Here is a 19775-nt window from a genome sequence, read left to right on the forward strand (position 1 = left end):
TCAATTAAACTCTTTTACAAATTTTAATTATAGATATTTGTAACGATAAAGTAATACTTTACCCAATCAATACAATAGCCTTTTAGGTAATTTAGATAATGACACAAACAACACAACTACAAGCCTTAGAAAAATCGTTAACAGGAGAATTGTTTTTTGACGATTTACATAAAAACATTTACGCTACCGATGCATCGGTATATCGTAAAATACCTTTAGCTGTGGCATATCCTAAGGATATAAAAGATATTCAGCAATTAATCGATTTTGCTACTAAAAATAATATCACCTTAATTCCACGTACAGCAGGAACTTCCTTAGCGGGACAATGTGTAGGAGACGGAATTGTAGTTGACGTATCTAAACACTTCACGAATATTTTAGCTTTTGATGAAATTAACAAAACGATTACAGTAGAGCCTGGAATTATTCGTGATGATTTAAATCGATTTTTAAAACCTTTCGGCTTGTTCTTTGGTCCGAATACCTCAACCTCTAACCGTTGTATGATTGGAGGAATGGTTGGTAACAATTCCTCTGGAAGTACTTCTATCCGTTATGGTGTTACCAGAGATAAAGTAATTGCTATTAAAGGATTGTTGAGTGATGGTAGTGAAGTAATGTTTTCTGAAGTTACTTCGGCAGAATTCAATCAGAAAAAAATAGAAAACACCTTAGAAGGAAATATCTATCGAGCAATTTACACTGAACTTATTTCAGAAGCGGCTCAACAAGAAATTAAAAATGAGTTTCCTAAGGAAAGTATTCATAGAAGAAATACAGGGTATGCTGTTGATGAGTTTTTAACCTCTGATTTATTTGGAGGAACAGAACCTACAATCAATCCTGCAAAGTTCTTATCCGGTAGTGAAGGAACCTTAGTGTTTTCTACTGCTATTACTATTCAATTAGACGACTTACCTCCAACGCAAAGCATTATGGTTTGTCCGCATTTTGGTAGTATTAATGAGAGTTTAAAAGCGACGGTAACCGCCATGAATCACAAATTATATGCTTGTGAATTGATGGATAAAGTAATTTTAGACTGTACCAAAAACAATAGAGAACAAACTAAAAATCGTTTCTTTTTACAAGGAGATCCAGAAGCGGTGTTGATGTTAGAAGTTTCTGCTGATACTATTGAAGAAGCTGAAGTATTGGCTAATAATTTAATTGAAGATTTAAAAGCAAATAACTTCGGATATCATTACCCGAAAGTATACGGAAACGATATTGCCAAAGTACACGAGTTGCGTAAGGCAGGTTTAGGTTTATTAGGTAATATTGTAGGAGATATGAAAGCAGTGGCGTGTATTGAAGATACAGCAGTAGCGCTTGAAGATTTACCAGAATATATTGAGGAGTTTACGCAAATTATGGATAAATACCAGCAAGATGCGGTGTATTATGCACATGCAGGAGCTGGTGAATTGCACTTACGTCCTATTTTAAACTTAAAGAAATCTGCAGATGTTACGTTGTTTAGAAAGATAACTACTGAAACTGCAGAATTGGTTAAGAAATACCAAGGTTCTTTTAGTGGTGAACATGGCGATGGAATTGTACGTGCAGAGTTTATTCCTTTAATGATTGGTGATAAAAACTATCAGTTATTACGAAGAATTAAAAAAGCCTTTGATCCGAATAACGTGTTCAACAAAGGAAAAATTACCGATGCTTTTCCTATGGATCAAAGCTTACGTTATGAGGTAGATAGAACAGAACCTAACATTGAAACCCTTCAAGATTTTTCAGATAGTGAAGGTATTTTAAAATTAGCCGAAAAATGTAACGGTTCAGGTGATTGCCGTAAATCTCCTGAAGCTGGTGGTACTTTATGCCCAAGTTATCGAGCAACTCGAAACGAAAAAGAAACAACTCGTGCTAGAGCCAATACACTACGAGAAGTTTTAACTAACAACACTGCTCAAAACAAATTCGATTCAAAAGAATTGAAAGATATTCTTGACCTGTGTTTGAGTTGTAAGGCTTGTGCTAGTGAATGCCCAAGTAATGTAGATATCGCTTCTATGAAAGCAGAATTTTTGTACCAATATCAAGAAACTAACGGTTATTCTTTCCGCAGTAAATTATTTGCTAACAATGCAAAATACAACAAGCTTGGAAGCAAATTTCCTGCATTAACAAACTTCTTTACCAATACTACGTTAGCTAAAAAAGTAATGGGAGTTGCTACACAACGTTCGGTTCCTAAATTGGCTAAACAGCCTTTAAGTGCTTGGTTGAAAATTCATAATGTCACTTCGAGCGCAGTCGAGAAGTCTCAAAAAATAATCTACTTATTTAACGATGAGTTTACGAACTACTACGATGCTGAAATAGGTAAAGATGCAGTAGTTGTATTAGAAAAACTAGGATACGAAGTAAAAACCGTAAACCACGAAGAAAGCGGACGCAGCTATATTTCTAAAGGATTTTTAAAAGAAGCTAAAGAGATTGCTAATAAAAATGTAGCTACTTTTAAAAACTTAATTTCTGAAGAAACACCTCTTGTTGGGATTGAACCTTCAGCTATTTTAACCTTTAGAGATGAATACTTGCGAATCGCAAGTGATAAGGTAGCAGCGAAAAAACTTTCTGAAAACTGTTTTACTCTTGAAGAGTTTTTAGCTTCAGAACATTCAAAAGGAAACATTGACACGAATGCTTTTACCAATGAAACTAAAACATTGAAAATTCACGGGCATTGTCATCAAAAAGCCTTATCGAGTACCCATGCATCCTTTTCAATTTTAAATATTCCTGAAAATTATAAGGTTACTATTATGAATACAGGTTGCTGTGGAATGGCAGGCTCTTTTGGTTACGAAAAAGAGCATTACAAAGTAAGCATGCAAGTAGGTGAAGATACTCTGTTTCCTAAAGTTAGAAACTGTTCAAACTATACAGAAATTGTAGCTGCGGGTACAAGTTGTCGTCATCAAATTTATGATGGAACCAAACGCATCGCAAAACATCCTGTAACAATTTTAAGAGAAGCTTTGCTATAAATCATTGATTTTCATTCGATTATTTCGTACTTTTAAGACTACTAAATCTTAAAAAGTATATTATGGCGAGCAATAGAATTATATTCAGCAATGCTTTGCTAATTTTTGCAGGCATTGCTGGTTACTTTTTAGTTATGAAAATTTTTGGGTTAGAAGATGTTGCTGAACTACGTTTTTTAAACTTTGCTTTTGTTCTGTATGGCATTAACAGAGCTATTAAAACAAACATTATTAGAAATCATGAGTCAGTATACTTCAGCAATTTTTTATTGGGAATAGGAACTTCTATTGTTGCTGTAGCATTAACTATTGTAAGTTTAATTATTTATGTAGACTTTATTGACCCAAGCTTTATGAATGTTCTTGAAAAATCTTCTTTTTGGGGACAAAAGTTAAGTTTACCTCTAGTTGTATTTGCACTGGCTATTGAAGGAATTGCCTCTTCGGTAATTTGTTCTTTTATCTTAATGCAATACTATAAAAATTATAAAGTTTCAAACTCAATGGCTACTTAGTTTTTTGGTAAAAACACCTCAGCCATCATACAGCGTGCGCTTCCGCCTCCACAGGTTTCAATAGTTTGTAATGAGCTATGGACTATTTTTGTGTGCTTTTCTAAGTTTTTCAACTGCTGATTTGTCAACGATTCGTATGCAGAGGTACTCATTACTAAATAACGTTCGTCATTATTCCCTCTAACTTGTAACATATTCCCCGCAAACTGAGTTACCTGTTCCTCAGAAATAGCAATCACCTCTTTTTTATCTGACTTTAAATGTTTTAAAAGGTTTTTCTTTTCTTTTTTATCATCTATTGAATCTAAACACACTACAGCAAAAGTTTCAGCAACACACATCATGACATTGGTATGATAGATCGCTTCTCTTTGTCCATCAACTGTTTGGTTCGCTTCAAAAATTACAGGAGTAAATTCAAAATCTTCGCAGAATTCAATAAATAATTCTTCATCCGCTCGGGGAGACAACGCACAATAAGCTTTTCTGTTTTGTCTATCTAAAATCATGCTTCCTGTACCTTCTAAAAAGATTCCTTCTTCTTCCGCTTCGGAATAATCAATTACATTTTCTATTGAGAAACCTTTTTCTTCCAAAACCTCTAATACATCTTCTCTTCGCTCTAAACGACGATTTTCTGCAAACATCGGATAAATAGCAATATCTCCATTTTCATGGAAAGAAATCCAATTATTAGGAAACAACGCATCAGGGGTGTCAGGTTCTTTGGTGTCTTCTATCACTAGGACTTCTACTCCAACAGCTGTTAATTTTTCTACAAAAGCGTCAAACTCTTCTTGTGCTTTCGCATTGATAGAAGCAGGTAGCATACCCGACAACTCTTGCTGATAATAATTATTTACTGCTGTTTGTTCATTCATCCTAAAATTTGCAGGACGAATCATTAAAATTGTATTCGTTGTTTGTTGCATACTGCGAAGGTAACAGATTTTAATATTATTTTATGTTATTTTCTTATATTCAAAAGTAATTTATGGCATAATAACTGCTAGTAAAAGCTTTGATAAAACTTTTAAAAAAATGACTAGAAAAACAATTAAAAAATCGGCTGCTATTTTAGCCATGACTTCGTTAGTATTTTTATCTTGTAAAAACCAAGGCAATAGTACTACTGAAAACAAAGTTGAACAACAACCTAAACAAGAATTTGTTGATGAGCACAATGCTAAAAACTCTTTAGATTGGGCCGGAATCTATGAAGGTACACTACCTTGTGCTAGCTGTCCTGGAATTAACACTACACTTAAATTAAACGCTGATTTAACGTTTGAATTGACTGAAGTTTACTTAGATGAAGAACAAAACAATTTTGTTGAAAAAGGAAGTTTTACATGGGACAAAAAAGGAACAAATATTACTTTAAATATTCCTGATAGAAACCCTCAATATAAATGTATCGAAGGTTCTGTGATTGCTTTAGATACTGAAGGAAAAGTAATTGAAGGAGAACTTTCTAAATTTTATATTCTTTCAAAAAAAGAGTAAGAATATTACTTTTTATACTACAACATCAGCCTTATAAATCATTAGGCTGATGTTGTGTTTATCCTAGTCCTCCTTTTAAATTTAGAAAAGTAACAGAGTTGAATTGTTGTTCTAAAAAATCAATTGCTCGTTGGCTACGTACTCCTGATTTACAATAAACTACCACAGGTTTTTCGATGTCTATTTCATCATATCGTTGAGTAAGTTCTCCTAACGGAATGTGTTGCCCTCCTATATGATGTTGTTCCCGTTCCCTATTTTCACGAACATCCAATAAATTATAAGCTGACGGATTATTTTGTAATTCTTCTAACGTTATCTCGTTAGCAGCAGTTTTAATTCCGCAGAAAAATTCATAGTCACTATCTAATTCAATAACCTCTGCTTTGTCTGTCTTTTCAAAATTCAATATCATTTGACGCATGCTTAAGGTATCATACATCAATAATTTATTGGCTAACACCTCTCCTATTCCGCAAATAATCTTAATAGCTTCATTTGCTTGTAAACTTCCTATAATTCCAGGTAATACACCTATTACACCAATTTCTGAGCAATTAGGTGACTCCTCTGGTTTTGGAGGAGTTGGATATAAACATCGATACGTAGCACTTCCTTGATAATTAAACACACTTACCTGTCCTTCAAACTTAAAAATAGCACCATACACCAATGGTTTTTGAGTGAGTACCGCTGCATCGTTAGTTAAATAACGAGTAGCAAAATTATCGCTACCATCTACAACTACATCATATTTCTCAAATAAAGAAATAGCATTCTGATTCGTTAATTTTTCTTTATACACATGAAACTGAACAAAAGGATTTAACTTTGACAAGCGTTTTGCTGCTGTTTCCGCTTTAGACTTCCCTATATCATCTATTGTATATAATACTTGACGCTGTAAGTTACTTTGATCTACTACATCATCATCGATAATTCCAATCGTACCTACACCTGCTGCCGTTAAATATTGTAGTATAGGACAACCCAATCCGCCTGCCCCTATTACCAAAACCTTTGATTGTTTTAGTTTTAGTTGCCCTTCTTCTCCTATTTTATCTAGAATAAGATGGCGATTATATTGCTTTTGTTCTTCTTTTGTTAGCATTTGGCTATTAGCTATTCGCTTTTGGTTATTAGTATTTATTTTACAACTTTATTTTCTTAACCTTGAGTATAATACATTTAACATTTTTCTTATTGAAATTATTTCTCTATTTAAATTTTCATGATCTTCGTACGACAAATAATTCAATTCACTTGCAAATTCTAGAAGGTACTCAACCTCAGCTGATGAACCTGATGCTATATTAACAAAATAAGCAAATTCTTTTTCTGTATTTCTACTAACTCCTTCAACAATATTCGTTGGAACTGATAATGAAGCTCTTCTTAATTGTGAGGTTATTCCATATATTTCTTCTTTAGGAAAGCCTTTAGTTAACTCGTACACTTTTAATGCTAGCTCATGTGATTTTTTCCACACTTCAAACTTTCGATAATTTCTCATAGCTTTTTTATTTGTTTTTCAACCTTAATCATTACCTCAAAAAACCAAGTGCTAACAGCTAAAAGCCAATCTACCCAAACTGCTCCCAATCTTTCCAAACTACTTCCAATCCCTGACCTTTTAGCATCTGAACAATTTCTTCGGTGCTTCGTTCGTCTGAAATTTCAAATTGCTCTAACGATTGTGGTTCAACAATATATCCTCCTGGATTTGTCTTAGACTCTGCACTGATTGAGGTAGCTCCTAAATTAACAATATTATTTCTAAAAACTTCACTTTCTCGGGTAGACATTGATAGCTCTACGTCTTCATCTAATAGTCTAAATGCACAGATTAACTGTACCAAATCTGCATCCGTCATTTCTACTTTGGGTTCTAATCCTCCTGAATGTGGTCTTAAACGTGGAAATGAAATAGAATACTTTGTTTTCCAGTAGGTCTTCTGTAAATATTTTAAATGTAATGCTGTAAAAAAGCTATCAGCACGCCAATCTTCCAACCCGAATAAAGCTCCTAATCCTATTTTATGAATTCCTGCTTTCCCCAATCTATCAGGCGTTTCCAAGCGGTACTCAAAATTTGATTTTTTCCCTTTTGGATGATGTTTTTTATATTCTTGCTGATGGTAGGTTTCTTGATATACCAACACCGCGTATAATCCGCTTTCAATTAACAATTCATACTCATGTTGATCTAAAGGCTGAATTTCAATAGTAATATTTGAAAACTGAGAACGAATCAACTGAATCGCATTTTTAATGTAATCAACTCCAACTGTTTTATTGGCCTCCCCGGTTACTAACAAAATATGGTCGTATCCTTTCGTTTTTAAAAAAGCGACTTCTTTTAATATCTCTGCATCGGTTAAGGTTCTCCTCGGAATTTTGTTCGTAAAACTGAATCCGCAATACGTACATATATTCTGACATTCATTACTCAAATACATCGGAGCATACATTTGAATGGTATTTCCAAATCGTTTTTTTGTCAGCATACGACTTCTTTGCGCCATTTGCTCTAAAAAAGGTTTTGCTGTAGGAGATATCAATGCTTTAAAATCTTCCAAATCGAGTTTATTCTTTGACAAAGCACTTTCAACATCAACGGTTGTTTTATTAAAAATGCTTTGCAAGGTTTCGTCCCAATTGTATTGGTTGAATATAGTTTTAAAGCTTTTGGCTGTTAGCTCTTGGCTACTACTTTCTGTTTTGTTTACTAACATCGTATTAATTTTAAATAAGCTACTAGCGAAATGCCAACAGCTTTAATTTAAAAAACTTGTTAACGGACTACTCGCTTCTGCTTGTCTTCTTACAGGAGCTAGTTTTGCTTCATATGCCATTCTTCCTGCTTCCACCGCCATTTTAAAAGCCTGTGCCATAGCTACCGGATTTTGTGATACCGCAACAGCTGTATTTACCAAAACAGCATCGGCGCCTAATTCCATAGCATACGCTGCGTGTGAAGGCGCTCCAATTCCCGCATCTACTACCACAGGAACATTTGATTGCTCTATGATAATTTCTAAAAACTCTAACGTTTTTAATCCTTTATTACTTCCAATAGGTGCTCCTAAAGGCATTACACATTGCGTTCCTACTTCTTCTAATCGCTTACATAAAACCGGATCTGCATGAATATAAGGCATCACTACAAACCCTTTTTTTACTAACTCTTCAGCAGCTTTTAAGGTTTCAATGGGATCTGGTAATAAATATCTTGGATCTGGATGTATTTCTAATTTTACCCAATTCGTTTCTAACGCCTCTCTAGACAATTCTGCCGCAAACACAGCTTCTTTTGCTGTACGGACTCCCGAAGTATTCGGTAATAAATTGATTCTTGAATGACTTAAATGTGATAAAATATCATCTTCTTCGTTTTGAACATCTACTCTTTTTAAAGCTACTGTTATCAATTCACTTTCTGATGCTAGCAAAGCCTCTTTCATTAATTGTGAGGAACTGAACTTTCCTGTTCCTGTAAATAATCGTGAGGTAAATGTTTTATCGGCTATTGTTAAATTGGTATTCATTATTGCTAATTTATTGCGTTCCTATTTTGTACACTTGTTCATTGGTACTTGGAGCTTTTAAAATTTTATGAAATGTAGGAATCGAGTTGAAATTTTGTGTAATTGCTCCTGAAACAGCGACTCCATATACTCCTGTGTCAATAATTTCAGGTATATTTTCTGTGGTAATTCCACCGATAGCTATTATTGGAGTGGTTGTTTTCAACTCTTCTAAAAGCATCTGGTAACCAGTAGTTCCTAAAACTGGACTCAAATTCTTTTTAGTTTCAGTAAACTGATAAGGACCTAAACCAATATAATCTACTTTTTTCTCTAGTAGCATTTTACAATCTTCTAAAGTATTTGCTGTTCCTCCTACAATATATAAATCACCTAAATACTCTTTTGCTTTTAACGGACACGTATCTGTTTTTCCTAAATGAACTCCATCTGCTTTGATTTCTTTCGCTACTTTGTAATAATCGTTTATGATTAAACGAGTTTGAAAATGACTCGTAATTTCTCTCGCTTTTTGTGCTGTTTCTAAAATAGTTTTCGGATCTATATTCTTTAATCGAAGTTGCACCCATTCTGCCCCAGAAGCACAAGCTCTTTGAACATTTTCTAGATGCTCTTCTGGAGTTTTCCCTTGAGTTATATAGTGTAATTTACTTATCATGTATAGTTGTGCTCTCCTAAGAGCGTTTTATTAGAGTTTAAAAATTGTTCTGTATACCATTTGGCATTTGTACATGCATCTTCTAAAGGAAGTTGTTTGGCTATATTTGAAGCTAAAGCTGAAGACAATACACAACCGCTTCCATGCTTTTCAAAAACGGATGTAGCTTTAGGTGGAATATTCAACTGTACTATCTTACTGTGATATACTTCATCCCATCCTTTTTTAGCTTCTCTATGTCCACCTTTTAAATAGATATTAGTCTTCTCTGAAATAAATTCAATGGTTTCTTCTATCGATTTATTAGAAAACAAAGCTTTTATTTCATCATAATTTGGAGTGATAAAATCACAGTGTTGTAATACTTCTTCAAACACTTTTATATTCTCTTCGGAATGAAAATCAAATCCAGCGCTGGCTTTTAAAATAGGATCCAAAACTATTTTTATGGATGAATTGTATTTTTTTAGTGTTTGAATAACCTCCAATAATACATTCCAAGATTGGATGATTCCTATTTTTGCTACTGATATTTCAAAGCGTTCAAATAAAGTTTCTATTTGATTGATGATGGTTTCTTTATCAACCCAAACACAATCTTTAAAATCAATATCATTTTGAACTGTAACTGCTGTACATACCGATAATCCATATAAACCATGTGCTTCAAAAGTTTTAATATCCGAAGTCAATCCTGCTCCACTTGACGGATCAAATCCTGCAATTGTTAATATGTAATTTTTTCGCTTCATTCTTTTACTATACTTTCTTTTTTCCATTGATGAAAAAAGAAACAAAAAAATCTAGTCTTGTCACCTCTTCGTTCATAAAATCTCATCCTCGAAGTTAAATGAAAAGAACTCACTCCGTTCAAACAGCTTTTCATTTTTAACACTTCTTACGGTGGATTTTAATGACTTGATTTGACTATGACGTTTTTACTTTTATTAATACAATATAGTTTGATTAAAAGTTTATTTCATCTTAAGTTCTTCATAATGACGCTTGATATCTTTAAAGCTTTCAACTGGGTTTTCTGTATTCCAAACTCCTCCTAAAACACCAATTCCTTGAAAACCTAACTCTAAGGTTTCTTGAATGGTATCTGTATTGATTCCTCCCATACCGATAATGGTTTTATCAATATGGTTTACATCAAAGCCTCTCCCTTCATATCCTTCCTTTGAAATAGAAGAAAAAACAGGACTTAATAAATGATAATCGAACTCAATATCACAATTCGCTAAGGCTGAAGGTTCATGAAAAGAACTACTCATTGTTTTTCCTATCATATCTAATCCAATAAAATACTCACTTCCATTCTCTAAAGCATCATTTCTTTTTTGCTCTTGAAAATGAATTCCTTTTAGGTTGAATTCATTAATGAGTTCATGAAAATAATGTGTAACTATTCTGTTATGATACTTTTCATCTATCTGATTCAAATATGCTACATGCTCTTCATAATTTTTATCAGGTTTTCTGAAATGATAATATTCCAATCCTTCTTCAAATAATTGCTGAAGAATTTCAATTTCATTCGGAATGTCTTTTTCTGGAGCTATTAGAACAATCATATAATCAGTTTTAATTTATGAATTACTAATTTAGAAATTGTCAATTCGTAATTCATAATTCTAAGTTCAGGATTTATAGGTATACTTCTGAACCTTTGTCCTTAAATTCTTTTGATTTTTCTTCCATTCCTTTTGCAAAGACTTCATCTCCTTCTACTTCATTCTCGGCTGCAAAGTCACGCACTTCCTGCGATATTTTCATAGAGCAGAATTTTGGACCACACATAGAGCAAAAATGTGCAATTTTAGCTCCTTCTGCAGGTAAGGTCTCATCGTGATATTCTCTAGCTAATTCTGGATCCAATCCTAAATTGAATTGATCTTCCCAACGAAACTCAAAACGTGCTTTACTTAAAGCATCATCTCTGTGTTGTGCTCCTGGGTGTCCTTTTGCTAAATCAGCTGCATGGGCTGCTAATTTATAGGTAACCACCCCTGTACGAACATCTTCTTTATTTGGTAAGCCTAAATGTTCTTTTGGAGTTACATAACACAACATAGCACAACCATACCAACCAATCATCGCTGCTCCTATTCCTGAAGTAATATGATCGTATCCTGGAGCAATATCCGTAGTTAAAGGCCCTAAAGTGTAGAACGGGGCTTCATCACAAGCTTCTAACTGCTTATCCATGTTCGCTTTAATCATGTGCATTGGTACATGACCCGGTCCTTCAATGAAACATTGTACTTCATGTTTACGTGCTATTTTAGTCAACTCTCCTAAAGTTTCTAATTCTGCAAACTGTGCTTCGTCATTCGCATCGGCAATACAACCAGGACGTAAACCATCTCCTAAGGAAAAGGCAACATCATAAGCTTTCATGATTTCACAAATCTCTTCAAAATGAGTATATAAAAAGCTTTCTTTATGATGTGCTAAACACCATTTTGCCATGATAGAACCTCCTCTAGATACAATCCCTGTAATACGTTTTGCCGTCATAGGTACATAACGTAAACGAACACCAGCGTGAATCGTAAAGTAATCTACTCCTTGCTCAGCTTGTTCAATTAAAGTATCTCTAAAAATTTCCCAAGTTAAATCTTCAGCAATTCCATTTACTTTTTCTAAAGCTTGATAAATAGGTACGGTTCCTACAGGTACAGGTGAATTACGAATAATCCACTCACGGGTTTCATGGATGTTTTTACCTGTAGATAAATCCATGATATTATCTGCTCCCCAACGACATGCCCAAACTGCTTTTTCTACTTCTTCTTCTATGGATGAGGTGGTAGCTGAGTTTCCAATATTCGCATTGATTTTTACCAAGAAGTTACGACCTAAAATCATAGGCTCTGCTTCTGGATGGTTGATATTTGAAGGAATAACTGCTCGTCCTCTTGCTACTTCTTCTCTAACAAACTCAGGAGTTATTTTTGCTGGAATACTCGCCCCAAAATCTTGCCCTGGATGTTGTTTCGATAAACGTGTCATTTCATCTATTCGTTGATTTTCACGAATGGCAATGTATTCCATCTCTGGGGTAATAATTCCTTTTTTTGCGTAATGTAACTGTGTTACATTTTGTCCTTTTTTTGCCCGCTTAGGTTTATGTTTTAAGTTAAATCGAAGATGATCTAAGCTTTTATCATTCAATCGCTCATTACAATAATCAGAAGTAAATTCATTTAACTCATCCACATCTCCTCTATCTAAAATCCATTGTTCACGAATACGTTCTAATCCGCTATGGATATTAATCTCTTTGTTTGGGTCTGTATAAGGACCTGAAGTATCGTATACCGTAACTGGTTCGTTAGGAGTTCTTTTTTTAGTCATCGAATCCACAGTATCACTCAATTCAATTTCACGCATGGCTACTTTTATCTGTGGATGGATGTTTCCTTGAACATATATTTTTTTTGAATTCGGAAATGGTTGTCTTGTTACACCATCTTGTTTTGGTGCTGTATCTTTTTTCTTCATTTTAGGGTTGCTTGTTTATTGCTTTATACGTTTTGTTTTCTGAAAATATTATCCTCCTTGGGTAGACCTAATGATTAAAATAGCATCATTATTTTGGAGTAATTTTGAAGACCAATCTGATTTTTTTACCACACTACTATTTACAGCAATGGCAATTCCATTGGTTTGAATTTGTAGCTTTTCTACTAATTCTTGCAATGTCACCTCGGTTAAAAATTCTTGTTGGTTATCGTTTACTTTTATTGTTATCATATTGATCTATTTAAAGTAAACTGTAGAAGGAATTCAGAATTGTTTTACAAAAAACAATGCCTAAATAAGATTTTACAACTTTTCCCTACGCTGGTGTTAACCATATCAGGTTCAAAGGATCTTTCTCAAACTAGCGAACTAGCTACTCCTAAAGTTTACTCGATAATCGAGAGTAAGTATTAAAACTTTTCCTCGAAATAAATTAAATGTATAAATTCTTTATTTGTGTATACTAACAAGTAGAATCTATACTCGCAAATGTACTTGTTTATTTTCTTCTTTAAAAAAAAAAGCGAACTTAAATAAGTTCGCTTTTTTAAAAAATCTTTTAAAACTACAGACTTTTAACCTTCTTAGTTACTTCTTCAAGCACTTCAAAAGCAGTTTCTGCCATTTTGTTTCCTTTGAAATCTAGTAACGGATTTACTTCAACAAACTCTACACAAGCTACTTTTTCACTTGCTAATAATCCGTTGATTATATCAATAATTTCATGTTGATCAAATCCTTTTGGAACTGGTGTACCTGTTCCGTAAGAAATCATATCGCAGTCCATTGCATCTACATCAAACGATACATAAATTACATCACAATTTGACAACTTTTCTAAAGCTTCATTTACACAAACATCCAATCCACGATAACGAACTTCAGCAACCATATAGTTTTTAATACCATATTTCTCCATTTGCTTATCCTCTGGTTCTTCAGTATCTCGAACACCAAAGAAAATAATATCTTCTGGTAATACTTTCTGCCCTGGAACTCCGATGTTTTTCATACGTTCCCACAACTCAGAGGTTTCTCTACTTACATCGTTAATTTGACAATCTAAATTATCGTCTGATATTGCTGCTGACAAAGGCATACCGTGAATGTTTCCTGAAGGAGAAGTATAAGGTGAATGTAAATCTCCGTGGGCATCAATCCAAACTACACCTACCCTTTGTGTTGGATAAGCTGCCTTCACTCCACTAATGGTTCCTAATGCTGAAGAATGATCTCCTGACAATACAATTGGAAATTTCCCTTCCTGTAAATTAACTTTTACATGGTTACTTAAACGCTTACACTGATTAAAAACACTGTCTATTCGCTTAGCAAATGAATTGTTTACTTTATTATAAATTGATTCATTTTCGGTAATAACGTCTTCAAAATCATGCGAATCAAAGTAATTACTTTTTTTATTTATCGCTGCTATTTCAATAGCATCAACTCCCATATCAGAACCACGAGTTCCTGCTCCAATATCTGATCTATTTTTGATAATTTTAATTTCTTTCATCATCAATTATATTAAATAAAAAAAATGTCATTTAATTTACTAAATGACACTTTTTTTCATGTTTTATCTTTTATCTATCTCTACGAATTCCCTTAAATTTTCTCCAACGTATACTTGACGTGGACGACCGATTGGTTCTTTACGTAAGCGCATTTCTCTCCATTGAGCTATCCATCCTGGTAAACGTCCTAAAGCAAACATTACAGTAAACATTTCTACTGGAATACCCATTGCGCGGTAAATAATACCTGAATAGAAATCTACGTTAGGATATAATTTTCTATCTACAAAGTATTGATCTTCTAAAGCTTCTCTTTCCAAACCTTTAGCTACATCTAAAATTGGATCTTCAACTCCTAAATCTCCTAACACTTCATCAGCTGCCTTCTTAATAATCTTTGCTCTTGGATCAAAGTTTTTATATACACGGTGTCCGAATCCCATTAAACGGAATGGATCTTCTTTATCTTTTGCTTTACCCATGTACTTTTTAGTATCTCCACCATCTTCTTTGATAGCTTCTAACATTTCCAGTACAGCTTGGTTTGCTCCACCATGTAAAGGTCCCCATAAAGCAGAAATCCCTGCTGATAATGATGCGAATAAACCTGCATGAGAAGAACCTACGATACGTACTGTTGAAGTTGAACAGTTTTGCTCGTGATCTGCATGTAAGATTAATAACTTATCTAAAGCATTAATCATAATAGGGTTTAACTCATACTCATCGTTTGGCTTTTGGAACATCATTGTTAAGATATTTTCAACATATCCTAACTTGCGAGAACCGTAGTGCAATGGTAATCCTTGTTTTTTACGTAACGTCCAAGCTACTAAAACAGGGAATTTACCCATAATTTTAACGATCGCCTTATACATATCTTCTTCTGAATCAACATTTACAGAAGAAGGATTAAAAGCTGTTAGTGCAGATGTTAACGATGATAACACTCCCATTGGGTGAGCATTTTTAGGAAAAGCATCGATGATTTTCTTAATATCATCATCTACAATTGCTTCATCCAAAATATCTGCATAGAATTTATCTAATTGCTCTTTTGTTGGTAATTCACCAAAAATTAACAAGTAAGCTACTTCTAAGAAGTCTGCTTTTTCAGCTAATTCTTCAATAGAATATCCTCTATACCTTAAAATTCCTTTCTCACCATCTAAAAATGTTATAGCACTTTGGCATGAACCTGTATTTTTATACCCTGGATCAATGGTAATAACACCATCCGTGGCTCCTCTTAAGTCCTTAATATCAATTGCAGTTTCATTTTCTGTTCCTTTTATTAAAGGAAACTCATACGTTTTTTCGCCAATTTGTAATTTTGCTATATCTGACATTTTAAATTTCTTAAATTTTAATGATTGAAGTGAGTTGCGAATATACCATTTTTTGAATTATTTTAAAAGTTAGAATTGATAGATTTTTAATATGTAAAAATCAGTTTATTTTATTAAAAAAAACAAATCTAATCTTACTTATAATACAACGCCTTACCTAGAAGAAAGACACAATTAATTTCTCTTATAAAATTGATTTAATCTTAATTCTCTTATTTTTTCAGACCTTACAAACTTATTTAAGCATACCAAATTCCGTATTCTTTTAGAGTGTGTATTTTTTTCTTGATAACAAATTAAATACACAATATCTTTTATTTAACTCCGTTAACAAAACAACATATATTTTTAGAAAAAATTAATTCAATTCATAAAACCCTTTCACAATGAAAAAAATTAAATTTATTATTGCATTATTATGCATATCAATTCTTGCCGTACAATGTACCAAAGAAGACAATAATTTAACAAGCGACAACGCCCCTATGGGGATTAACTCTCCAAGCATGCTAGAAATTAACAATGCTGAGTGTTACACTGTTGACGGTTTTGGTCCAAACTCTTATTGGGCTGATTATATAGTTAACCAATCTACCACCAATTTTTTAAAAACTGAACACAACGAAGCTGCGAGTTTTTTTGGAATGGGTAATGTACCTTTATACTTAGCAGGTGGAGACGGAACTTTCAATGCTCTTTCTTATTCTAATGGTTATGTAGTATGGGGAGAAGAATTGCTAGCTAGTGCTTTAAATTATGGTAATGTTGCTATTGCTTATGTTGCTGCTCATGAAATGGCACATCAAGTACAGTTTAGAGACAATACCATTCCTAGCGGCAATCATGTTAGTGCTACTGAATTAGAAGCTGATGGTTTTGGAGGATATTTTATTCGTAGAACTTATACTAGTAATTGGAATACTGCAGCGGGTGCTTACAACTTCTCACAAACATTAGCTGGTCCTAATGGTAGTTCTCATGGTACAGCTGCACAAAGAAGATCTGCTTTTAGGTTAGGTTACTTATTAGGGGATAACGGTACTTATTCAAACAGAAACTTTGATGCAAACTTTTTTTACTACTATGATTATTATGTAAAAGGTGGTAGATTAAAGTTAGAATTAGTTAAGCCTGCTACTATCGAACAAGGTCAGCACGAGCATATTGTAGCGCACTTAGAAGAATTACAAAAAATTGCTTCAGGAGAAATTTCTGAAGAAGAATTCTTAAACTTAAATTAAAATATAATCGACTAAAATAAACGAATTGAAATTGATTTCAAAGGCTGTTTTTATAATTTAAAAACAGCTTTTGTTTTACTTTTTTAAAGGTATTTTAAAAGAGTGAATAGGTAGGTTTTTTTATCTAAAAAACTTTTACTTATGTGAAGTCCTGTTTAAAACTGTAACCCTATTGCTAAACCATATCCTTTTCTAAAAATGATATCGTCTGGTATTTCATTATTTATCAAAGGTTTTTTTAACTCATAAGAATCATGATCTAAAAAAATATTAAAAACTACACGAAAATTGTCAAAATCCGTTAACTCTTTAATAGGAAATTGTAAACCTACTCTAATATTACCGTTACCTGCTTCATTCTTTACATTGCTTGAAATACCAATACTTCTTGCCGTCATTAAATACAGGTTAACTCCTTCATAATTTTTTAAGTAGTAACGTAAACTTACGCCCAATTTTAAGCCTGTAATACTTCCTTGCGATTGATGCTGTACACCAGCCACAGCACCAAAAGTAAGCTTCTTTAAAATTGGATAACCAATGTTATAAAACAAATCAAATGACAAACGCCTTTTTAACTCTTTTCCAGTATAATCTCCATCAAAAAAATCATAATTAATTTCAGTTGGTAATGATATACCAAACTCAACTGTTTGAACAAATTTTGGAGGCAACTCATTGGGTTTCTTTTCATCTTTAGTAATTTCTTTTCCTGTTTGTACTGCATCATAAATACTTATTTGAGCATTTGAAAATGCGCTAATAAACAACATTACAAGTAAAGCAAGCAATTTATTTTTCATAAAAAACAATTTTAATTCGTTTAGTCAAACAACAACAACCTTACTAAAAACTAGCAAGGTTGTTGTTTACACATTCTATATTTCTATAAATCAAACCCTAAGTTGAGTTGTAGCATCAAAGGAAAATAATAACCATTTCCATTCACATCAAAGTAGTATATAGGTCCCATATCAAATAAGAAGTGGAAATTTTCACCATATTTACGTTGGATTCCCCATGTTGGACCTATTGCAAAATCTAGACCGTCGGTTCCGTTAGAATTTCCAAACAATGATTCACTTCTTGTTAAAAATCGTGCAGAGATAAAATTACCTGAGTTATTGCTTGTATTTAACCCTTTTGTTTTACGCTTATCAAAATTATAAAACCATTTATGCTGTATATCTAAAAAAGGATTAAAAGAGGTGATAAAACCAGAACCTGCTGTATGGTCTGTGTGCGGATAACTAACGCTATATCCTATCCCTGCTCCTATAGATAAGGTTGAATTATTCCCTGTAGGAGTTTCGTACTCTACTCCAGGATTTAAAAAATTAATTCTCCAAACGCTTTGTGTTTGTTTTTCTTGAGAAAATAATGATACAGCAAATAAGCTACAAATAAGTAGGAATGTTTTTTTCATAGTTCTTTTTTGTTTATAAACACCTCTATAAAAAGCTAAAAGGATTTTACCCTACTTTTTACTTGTTGTTTTTAACCGATTTTTTTATCAAAAACAATACCATACTCAACAAAAAAGCTCGTACAAATGCACGAGCTTTCTTTAATTTATGTAGTAGTAAATTATTTTACTTTAAACGCCTTTTCTTGCGGATAATAAGCTACATCCGCTAATTGTTCTTCAATACGTAATAATTGATTGTATTTTGCCATACGATCTGAACGTGAAGCTGAACCTGTTTTAATTTGCCCACAGTTTAATGCTACTGCTAAATCTGCAATGGTATTATCTTCTGTTTCTCCTGAGCGGTGACTCATTACAGAAGTATATCCTGCATTGTGTGCCATGTTTACTGCTGCAATTGTTTCTGTTAAGGTACCAATTTGATTTACTTTAATTAAAATTGAATTTGCAATGCCATTTTCAATTCCTTTTGACAAACGTTCTACATTAGTAACAAATAAATCGTCTCCTACTAACTGAACTTTATCTCCTACTTTGTCTGATAACATTTTCCATCCGTCCCAATCATTTTCATCCATTCCATCTTCAATAGAAATAATAGGGTACTTTTCACATAACTCTGCTAAATAAGTTGCTTGCTCTTCAGAAGTTCTAACTGCTCCTTTGTTTCCTTCAAACTTAGTGTAGTCGTATTTTCCATCTACAAAAAATTCAGCTGAAGCACAATCTAGTGCAATCATTACTTCCTCTCCAAATTTATATCCTGCATTTTTAGTTGCTAAAGCAATAGTTTCAATGGCATCTTCAGTTCCTTCTAAAGTTGGAGCAAAACCTCCTTCATCACCTACTGCTGTAGACAAGTTACGTTCATGCAATACTTTCTTTAAATTATGAAAAATTTCAGAACCTACTTGCATTGCTTCTGTAAAGTTTTGGGCTTTTACTGGCATAACCATAAATTCTTGGAATGCAATTGGTGCATCTGAATGCGAACCTCCATTGATGATATTCATCATAGGAACTGGTAATGTATTTGCTGAAACTCCACCAACGTATCTATATAAAGGTAATCCTAATTCATTTGCTGCTGCTTTTGCTGCTGCTAATGAAACACCTAAAATAGCATTTGCTCCTAAAACTGATTTATTTGGAGTTCCATCTAAATCAATCATTAATTGATCGATCATGTTTTGTTCAAATACTGATACTCCTAATAACTCTTGTGCTATAACAGTGTTTACGTTTTCCACTGCCTTTAGTACACCTTTCCCCATATAGCTATCACCTCCATCACGTAACTCAACAGCTTCATGTTCTCCTGTAGAAGCTCCTGATGGTACCGCAGCTCTACCAACAACACCGTTTTCAGTGGTTACATCTACTTCAACTGTTGGATTTCCTCTTGAATCAAAAATTTGACGTGCATGGATATTTATTATGATACTCATAGTGTTTATTTTTTTCTCT

At 33.3% G+C, this 19775-nt stretch carries 19 protein-coding genes and 1 riboswitch; of the genes, 4 read left to right on the top strand and 15 right to left on the bottom strand.

The features are described 5' to 3' along the window. Positions 1 to 98 precede the first annotated feature (98 nt). Positions 99 to 3011 carry an FAD-binding and (Fe-S)-binding domain-containing protein gene (locus ACR9ES_RS04785; protein ID WP_435255304.1) on the top strand — a complete coding sequence of 971 codons (2913 nt, stop codon included), beginning with the start codon at positions 99 to 101 and terminating at the stop codon, positions 3009 to 3011. A gap of 62 nt (positions 3012 to 3073) precedes the next feature. Then, the gene (locus ACR9ES_RS04790; RefSeq protein WP_435255305.1) at positions 3074 to 3526 is read left to right on the top strand and encodes a hypothetical protein; all 453 of its coding nucleotides are present in this window, start codon (positions 3074 to 3076) and stop codon (positions 3524 to 3526) included. On the opposite strand, the gene ctlX is transcribed toward ACR9ES_RS04790, so the two are convergent. Continuing rightward, entirely contained in the window at positions 3523 to 4458 is a 936-nt protein-coding gene (gene ctlX / locus ACR9ES_RS04795; RefSeq protein WP_435255306.1) for a citrulline utilization hydrolase CtlX, read from the bottom strand. The two genes, ACR9ES_RS04790 and ctlX, sit on opposite strands and share 4 nt — an antisense overlap. 109 nt (positions 4459 to 4567) lie before the next feature. On the opposite strand from ctlX, the gene ACR9ES_RS04800 reads away from it, so the two are divergent. Further along, positions 4568 to 5032, top strand: coding sequence for a copper resistance protein NlpE (locus ACR9ES_RS04800; protein ID WP_435255307.1), 465 nt, complete (start codon positions 4568 to 4570; stop codon positions 5030 to 5032). 58 nt (positions 5033 to 5090) lie between these two features. On the opposite strand, the gene moeB is transcribed toward ACR9ES_RS04800, so the two are convergent. From moeB to ACR9ES_RS04855, 11 genes are all read right to left on the bottom strand, one after another. Further along, complete coding sequence (moeB, locus tag ACR9ES_RS04805) at positions 5091 to 6143, bottom strand: molybdopterin-synthase adenylyltransferase MoeB (protein WP_435255308.1); 1053 nt, start codon at positions 6141 to 6143, stop codon at positions 5091 to 5093. A 48-nt stretch (positions 6144 to 6191) separates the two neighbouring features. Continuing rightward, on the bottom strand, positions 6192 to 6545 hold the full coding sequence (locus tag ACR9ES_RS04810; protein ID WP_435255309.1) for a four helix bundle protein: 354 nt from the start codon (positions 6543 to 6545) through the stop codon (positions 6192 to 6194). 70 nt (positions 6546 to 6615) lie between these two features. Continuing rightward, positions 6616 to 7767, bottom strand: coding sequence for a 2-iminoacetate synthase ThiH (gene thiH, locus ACR9ES_RS04815; protein ID WP_435255310.1), 1152 nt, complete (start codon positions 7765 to 7767; stop codon positions 6616 to 6618). 42 nt (positions 7768 to 7809) lie between these two features. After that, complete coding sequence (locus ACR9ES_RS04820) at positions 7810 to 8580, bottom strand: thiazole synthase (RefSeq protein ID WP_435255311.1); 771 nt, start codon at positions 8578 to 8580, stop codon at positions 7810 to 7812. 10 nt (positions 8581 to 8590) lie between these two features. Then, positions 8591 to 9238 (bottom strand): thiamine phosphate synthase, encoded by a 648-nt coding sequence (gene thiE / locus ACR9ES_RS04825; protein WP_435255312.1) that lies wholly within the window; start codon positions 9236 to 9238, stop codon positions 8591 to 8593. Further along, positions 9235 to 9990: a hydroxymethylpyrimidine/phosphomethylpyrimidine kinase gene (locus tag ACR9ES_RS04830; RefSeq protein ID WP_435255313.1), complete on the bottom strand. Its 756-nt coding sequence runs from the start codon at positions 9988 to 9990 to the stop codon at positions 9235 to 9237. Before ACR9ES_RS04830 ends, thiE begins: the two co-directional genes overlap by 4 nt. A gap of 222 nt (positions 9991 to 10212) precedes the next feature. Then, entirely contained in the window at positions 10213 to 10815 is a 603-nt protein-coding gene (locus ACR9ES_RS04835; RefSeq protein ID WP_435255314.1) for a thiamine phosphate synthase, read from the bottom strand. Between the two features lie 73 nt (positions 10816 to 10888). Then, positions 10889 to 12748 carry a phosphomethylpyrimidine synthase ThiC gene (gene thiC / locus ACR9ES_RS04840; RefSeq protein ID WP_435255315.1) on the bottom strand — a complete coding sequence of 620 codons (1860 nt, stop codon included), beginning with the start codon at positions 12746 to 12748 and terminating at the stop codon, positions 10889 to 10891. A 48-nt stretch (positions 12749 to 12796) separates the two neighbouring features. Beyond that, entirely contained in the window at positions 12797 to 13000 is a 204-nt protein-coding gene (gene thiS / locus ACR9ES_RS04845; protein ID WP_274634245.1) for a sulfur carrier protein ThiS, read from the bottom strand. 65 nt (positions 13001 to 13065) lie between these two features. Beyond that, a riboswitch (TPP riboswitch) is annotated at positions 13066 to 13160 on the bottom strand. A gap of 174 nt (positions 13161 to 13334) precedes the next feature. After that, entirely contained in the window at positions 13335 to 14288 is a 954-nt protein-coding gene (locus tag ACR9ES_RS04850; protein ID WP_274634244.1) for an arginase, read from the bottom strand. A gap of 63 nt (positions 14289 to 14351) precedes the next feature. Continuing rightward, positions 14352 to 15638, bottom strand: a complete 1287-nt coding sequence (locus ACR9ES_RS04855; RefSeq protein WP_435255316.1) for a citrate synthase — start codon at positions 15636 to 15638, stop codon at positions 14352 to 14354. Positions 15639 to 16024: 386 nt separating this feature from the next. Between ACR9ES_RS04855 and ACR9ES_RS04860 the strand changes: the two genes are divergently transcribed. Beyond that, entirely contained in the window at positions 16025 to 16879 is an 855-nt protein-coding gene (locus ACR9ES_RS04860) for a hypothetical protein (protein ID WP_274634242.1), read from the top strand. A gap of 155 nt (positions 16880 to 17034) precedes the next feature. Here ACR9ES_RS04860 and ACR9ES_RS04865 read toward each other — a convergent pair whose 3' ends face one another. The 3 genes from ACR9ES_RS04865 to eno all read right to left on the bottom strand — a co-directional run bounded on the left by ACR9ES_RS04865 (position 17035) and on the right by eno (position 19756). After that, on the bottom strand, positions 17035 to 17682 hold the full coding sequence (locus ACR9ES_RS04865) for a hypothetical protein (RefSeq protein ID WP_435255317.1): 648 nt from the start codon (positions 17680 to 17682) through the stop codon (positions 17035 to 17037). A gap of 83 nt (positions 17683 to 17765) precedes the next feature. Continuing rightward, positions 17766 to 18305 (bottom strand): hypothetical protein, encoded by a 540-nt coding sequence (locus ACR9ES_RS04870; RefSeq protein ID WP_435255318.1) that lies wholly within the window; start codon positions 18303 to 18305, stop codon positions 17766 to 17768. 161 nt (positions 18306 to 18466) lie between these two features. Continuing rightward, positions 18467 to 19756 (bottom strand): phosphopyruvate hydratase, encoded by a 1290-nt coding sequence (gene eno / locus ACR9ES_RS04875; RefSeq protein ID WP_435255319.1) that lies wholly within the window; start codon positions 19754 to 19756, stop codon positions 18467 to 18469. Positions 19757 to 19775: the final 19 nt, after the last annotated feature.

This window comes from Tenacibaculum sp. A30, from assembly GCF_051200845.1.
Taxonomy (GTDB): domain Bacteria; phylum Bacteroidota; class Bacteroidia; order Flavobacteriales; family Flavobacteriaceae; genus Polaribacter.

Bases quoted from the DNA above. Each gene is read 5' to 3' on its own strand.
- ACR9ES_RS04790 (WP_435255305.1), top strand. From the start codon at position 3,074: ATGGCGAGCAATAGAATTATATTCAGCAATGCTTTGCTAATTTTTGCA.
- thiH (WP_435255310.1), bottom strand. From the start codon at position 7,767: ATGTTAGTAAACAAAACAGAAAGTAGTAGCCAAGAGCTAACAGCCAAA.
- thiE (WP_435255312.1), bottom strand. From the start codon at position 9,238: ATGATAAGTAAATTACACTATATAACTCAAGGGAAAACTCCAGAAGAG.
- moeB (WP_435255308.1), bottom strand. From the start codon at position 6,143: ATGCTAACAAAAGAAGAACAAAAGCAATATAATCGCCATCTTATTCTA.
- ACR9ES_RS04830 (WP_435255313.1), bottom strand. From the start codon at position 9,990: ATGAAGCGAAAAAATTACATATTAACAATTGCAGGATTTGATCCGTCA.
- ctlX (WP_435255306.1), bottom strand. From the start codon at position 4,458: ATGCAACAAACAACGAATACAATTTTAATGATTCGTCCTGCAAATTTT.
- ACR9ES_RS04865 (WP_435255317.1), bottom strand. From the start codon at position 17,682: ATGAAAAATAAATTGCTTGCTTTACTTGTAATGTTGTTTATTAGCGCA.
- ACR9ES_RS04810 (WP_435255309.1), bottom strand. From the start codon at position 6,545: ATGAGAAATTATCGAAAGTTTGAAGTGTGGAAAAAATCACATGAGCTA.
- thiC (WP_435255315.1), bottom strand. From the start codon at position 12,748: ATGAAGAAAAAAGATACAGCACCAAAACAAGATGGTGTAACAAGACAA.
- ACR9ES_RS04855 (WP_435255316.1), bottom strand. From the start codon at position 15,638: ATGTCAGATATAGCAAAATTACAAATTGGCGAAAAAACGTATGAGTTT.
- ACR9ES_RS04870 (WP_435255318.1), bottom strand. From the start codon at position 18,305: ATGAAAAAAACATTCCTACTTATTTGTAGCTTATTTGCTGTATCATTA.
- ACR9ES_RS04860 (WP_274634242.1), top strand. From the start codon at position 16,025: ATGAAAAAAATTAAATTTATTATTGCATTATTATGCATATCAATTCTT.
- ACR9ES_RS04800 (WP_435255307.1), top strand. From the start codon at position 4,568: ATGACTAGAAAAACAATTAAAAAATCGGCTGCTATTTTAGCCATGACT.
- thiS (WP_274634245.1), bottom strand. From the start codon at position 13,000: ATGATAACAATAAAAGTAAACGATAACCAACAAGAATTTTTAACCGAG.
- ACR9ES_RS04785 (WP_435255304.1), top strand. From the start codon at position 99: ATGACACAAACAACACAACTACAAGCCTTAGAAAAATCGTTAACAGGA.
- ACR9ES_RS04820 (WP_435255311.1), bottom strand. From the start codon at position 8,580: ATGAATACCAATTTAACAATAGCCGATAAAACATTTACCTCACGATTA.
- eno (WP_435255319.1), bottom strand. From the start codon at position 19,756: ATGAGTATCATAATAAATATCCATGCACGTCAAATTTTTGATTCAAGA.
- ACR9ES_RS04850 (WP_274634244.1), bottom strand. From the start codon at position 14,288: ATGAAAGAAATTAAAATTATCAAAAATAGATCAGATATTGGAGCAGGA.
- ACR9ES_RS04835 (WP_435255314.1), bottom strand. From the start codon at position 10,815: ATGATTGTTCTAATAGCTCCAGAAAAAGACATTCCGAATGAAATTGAA.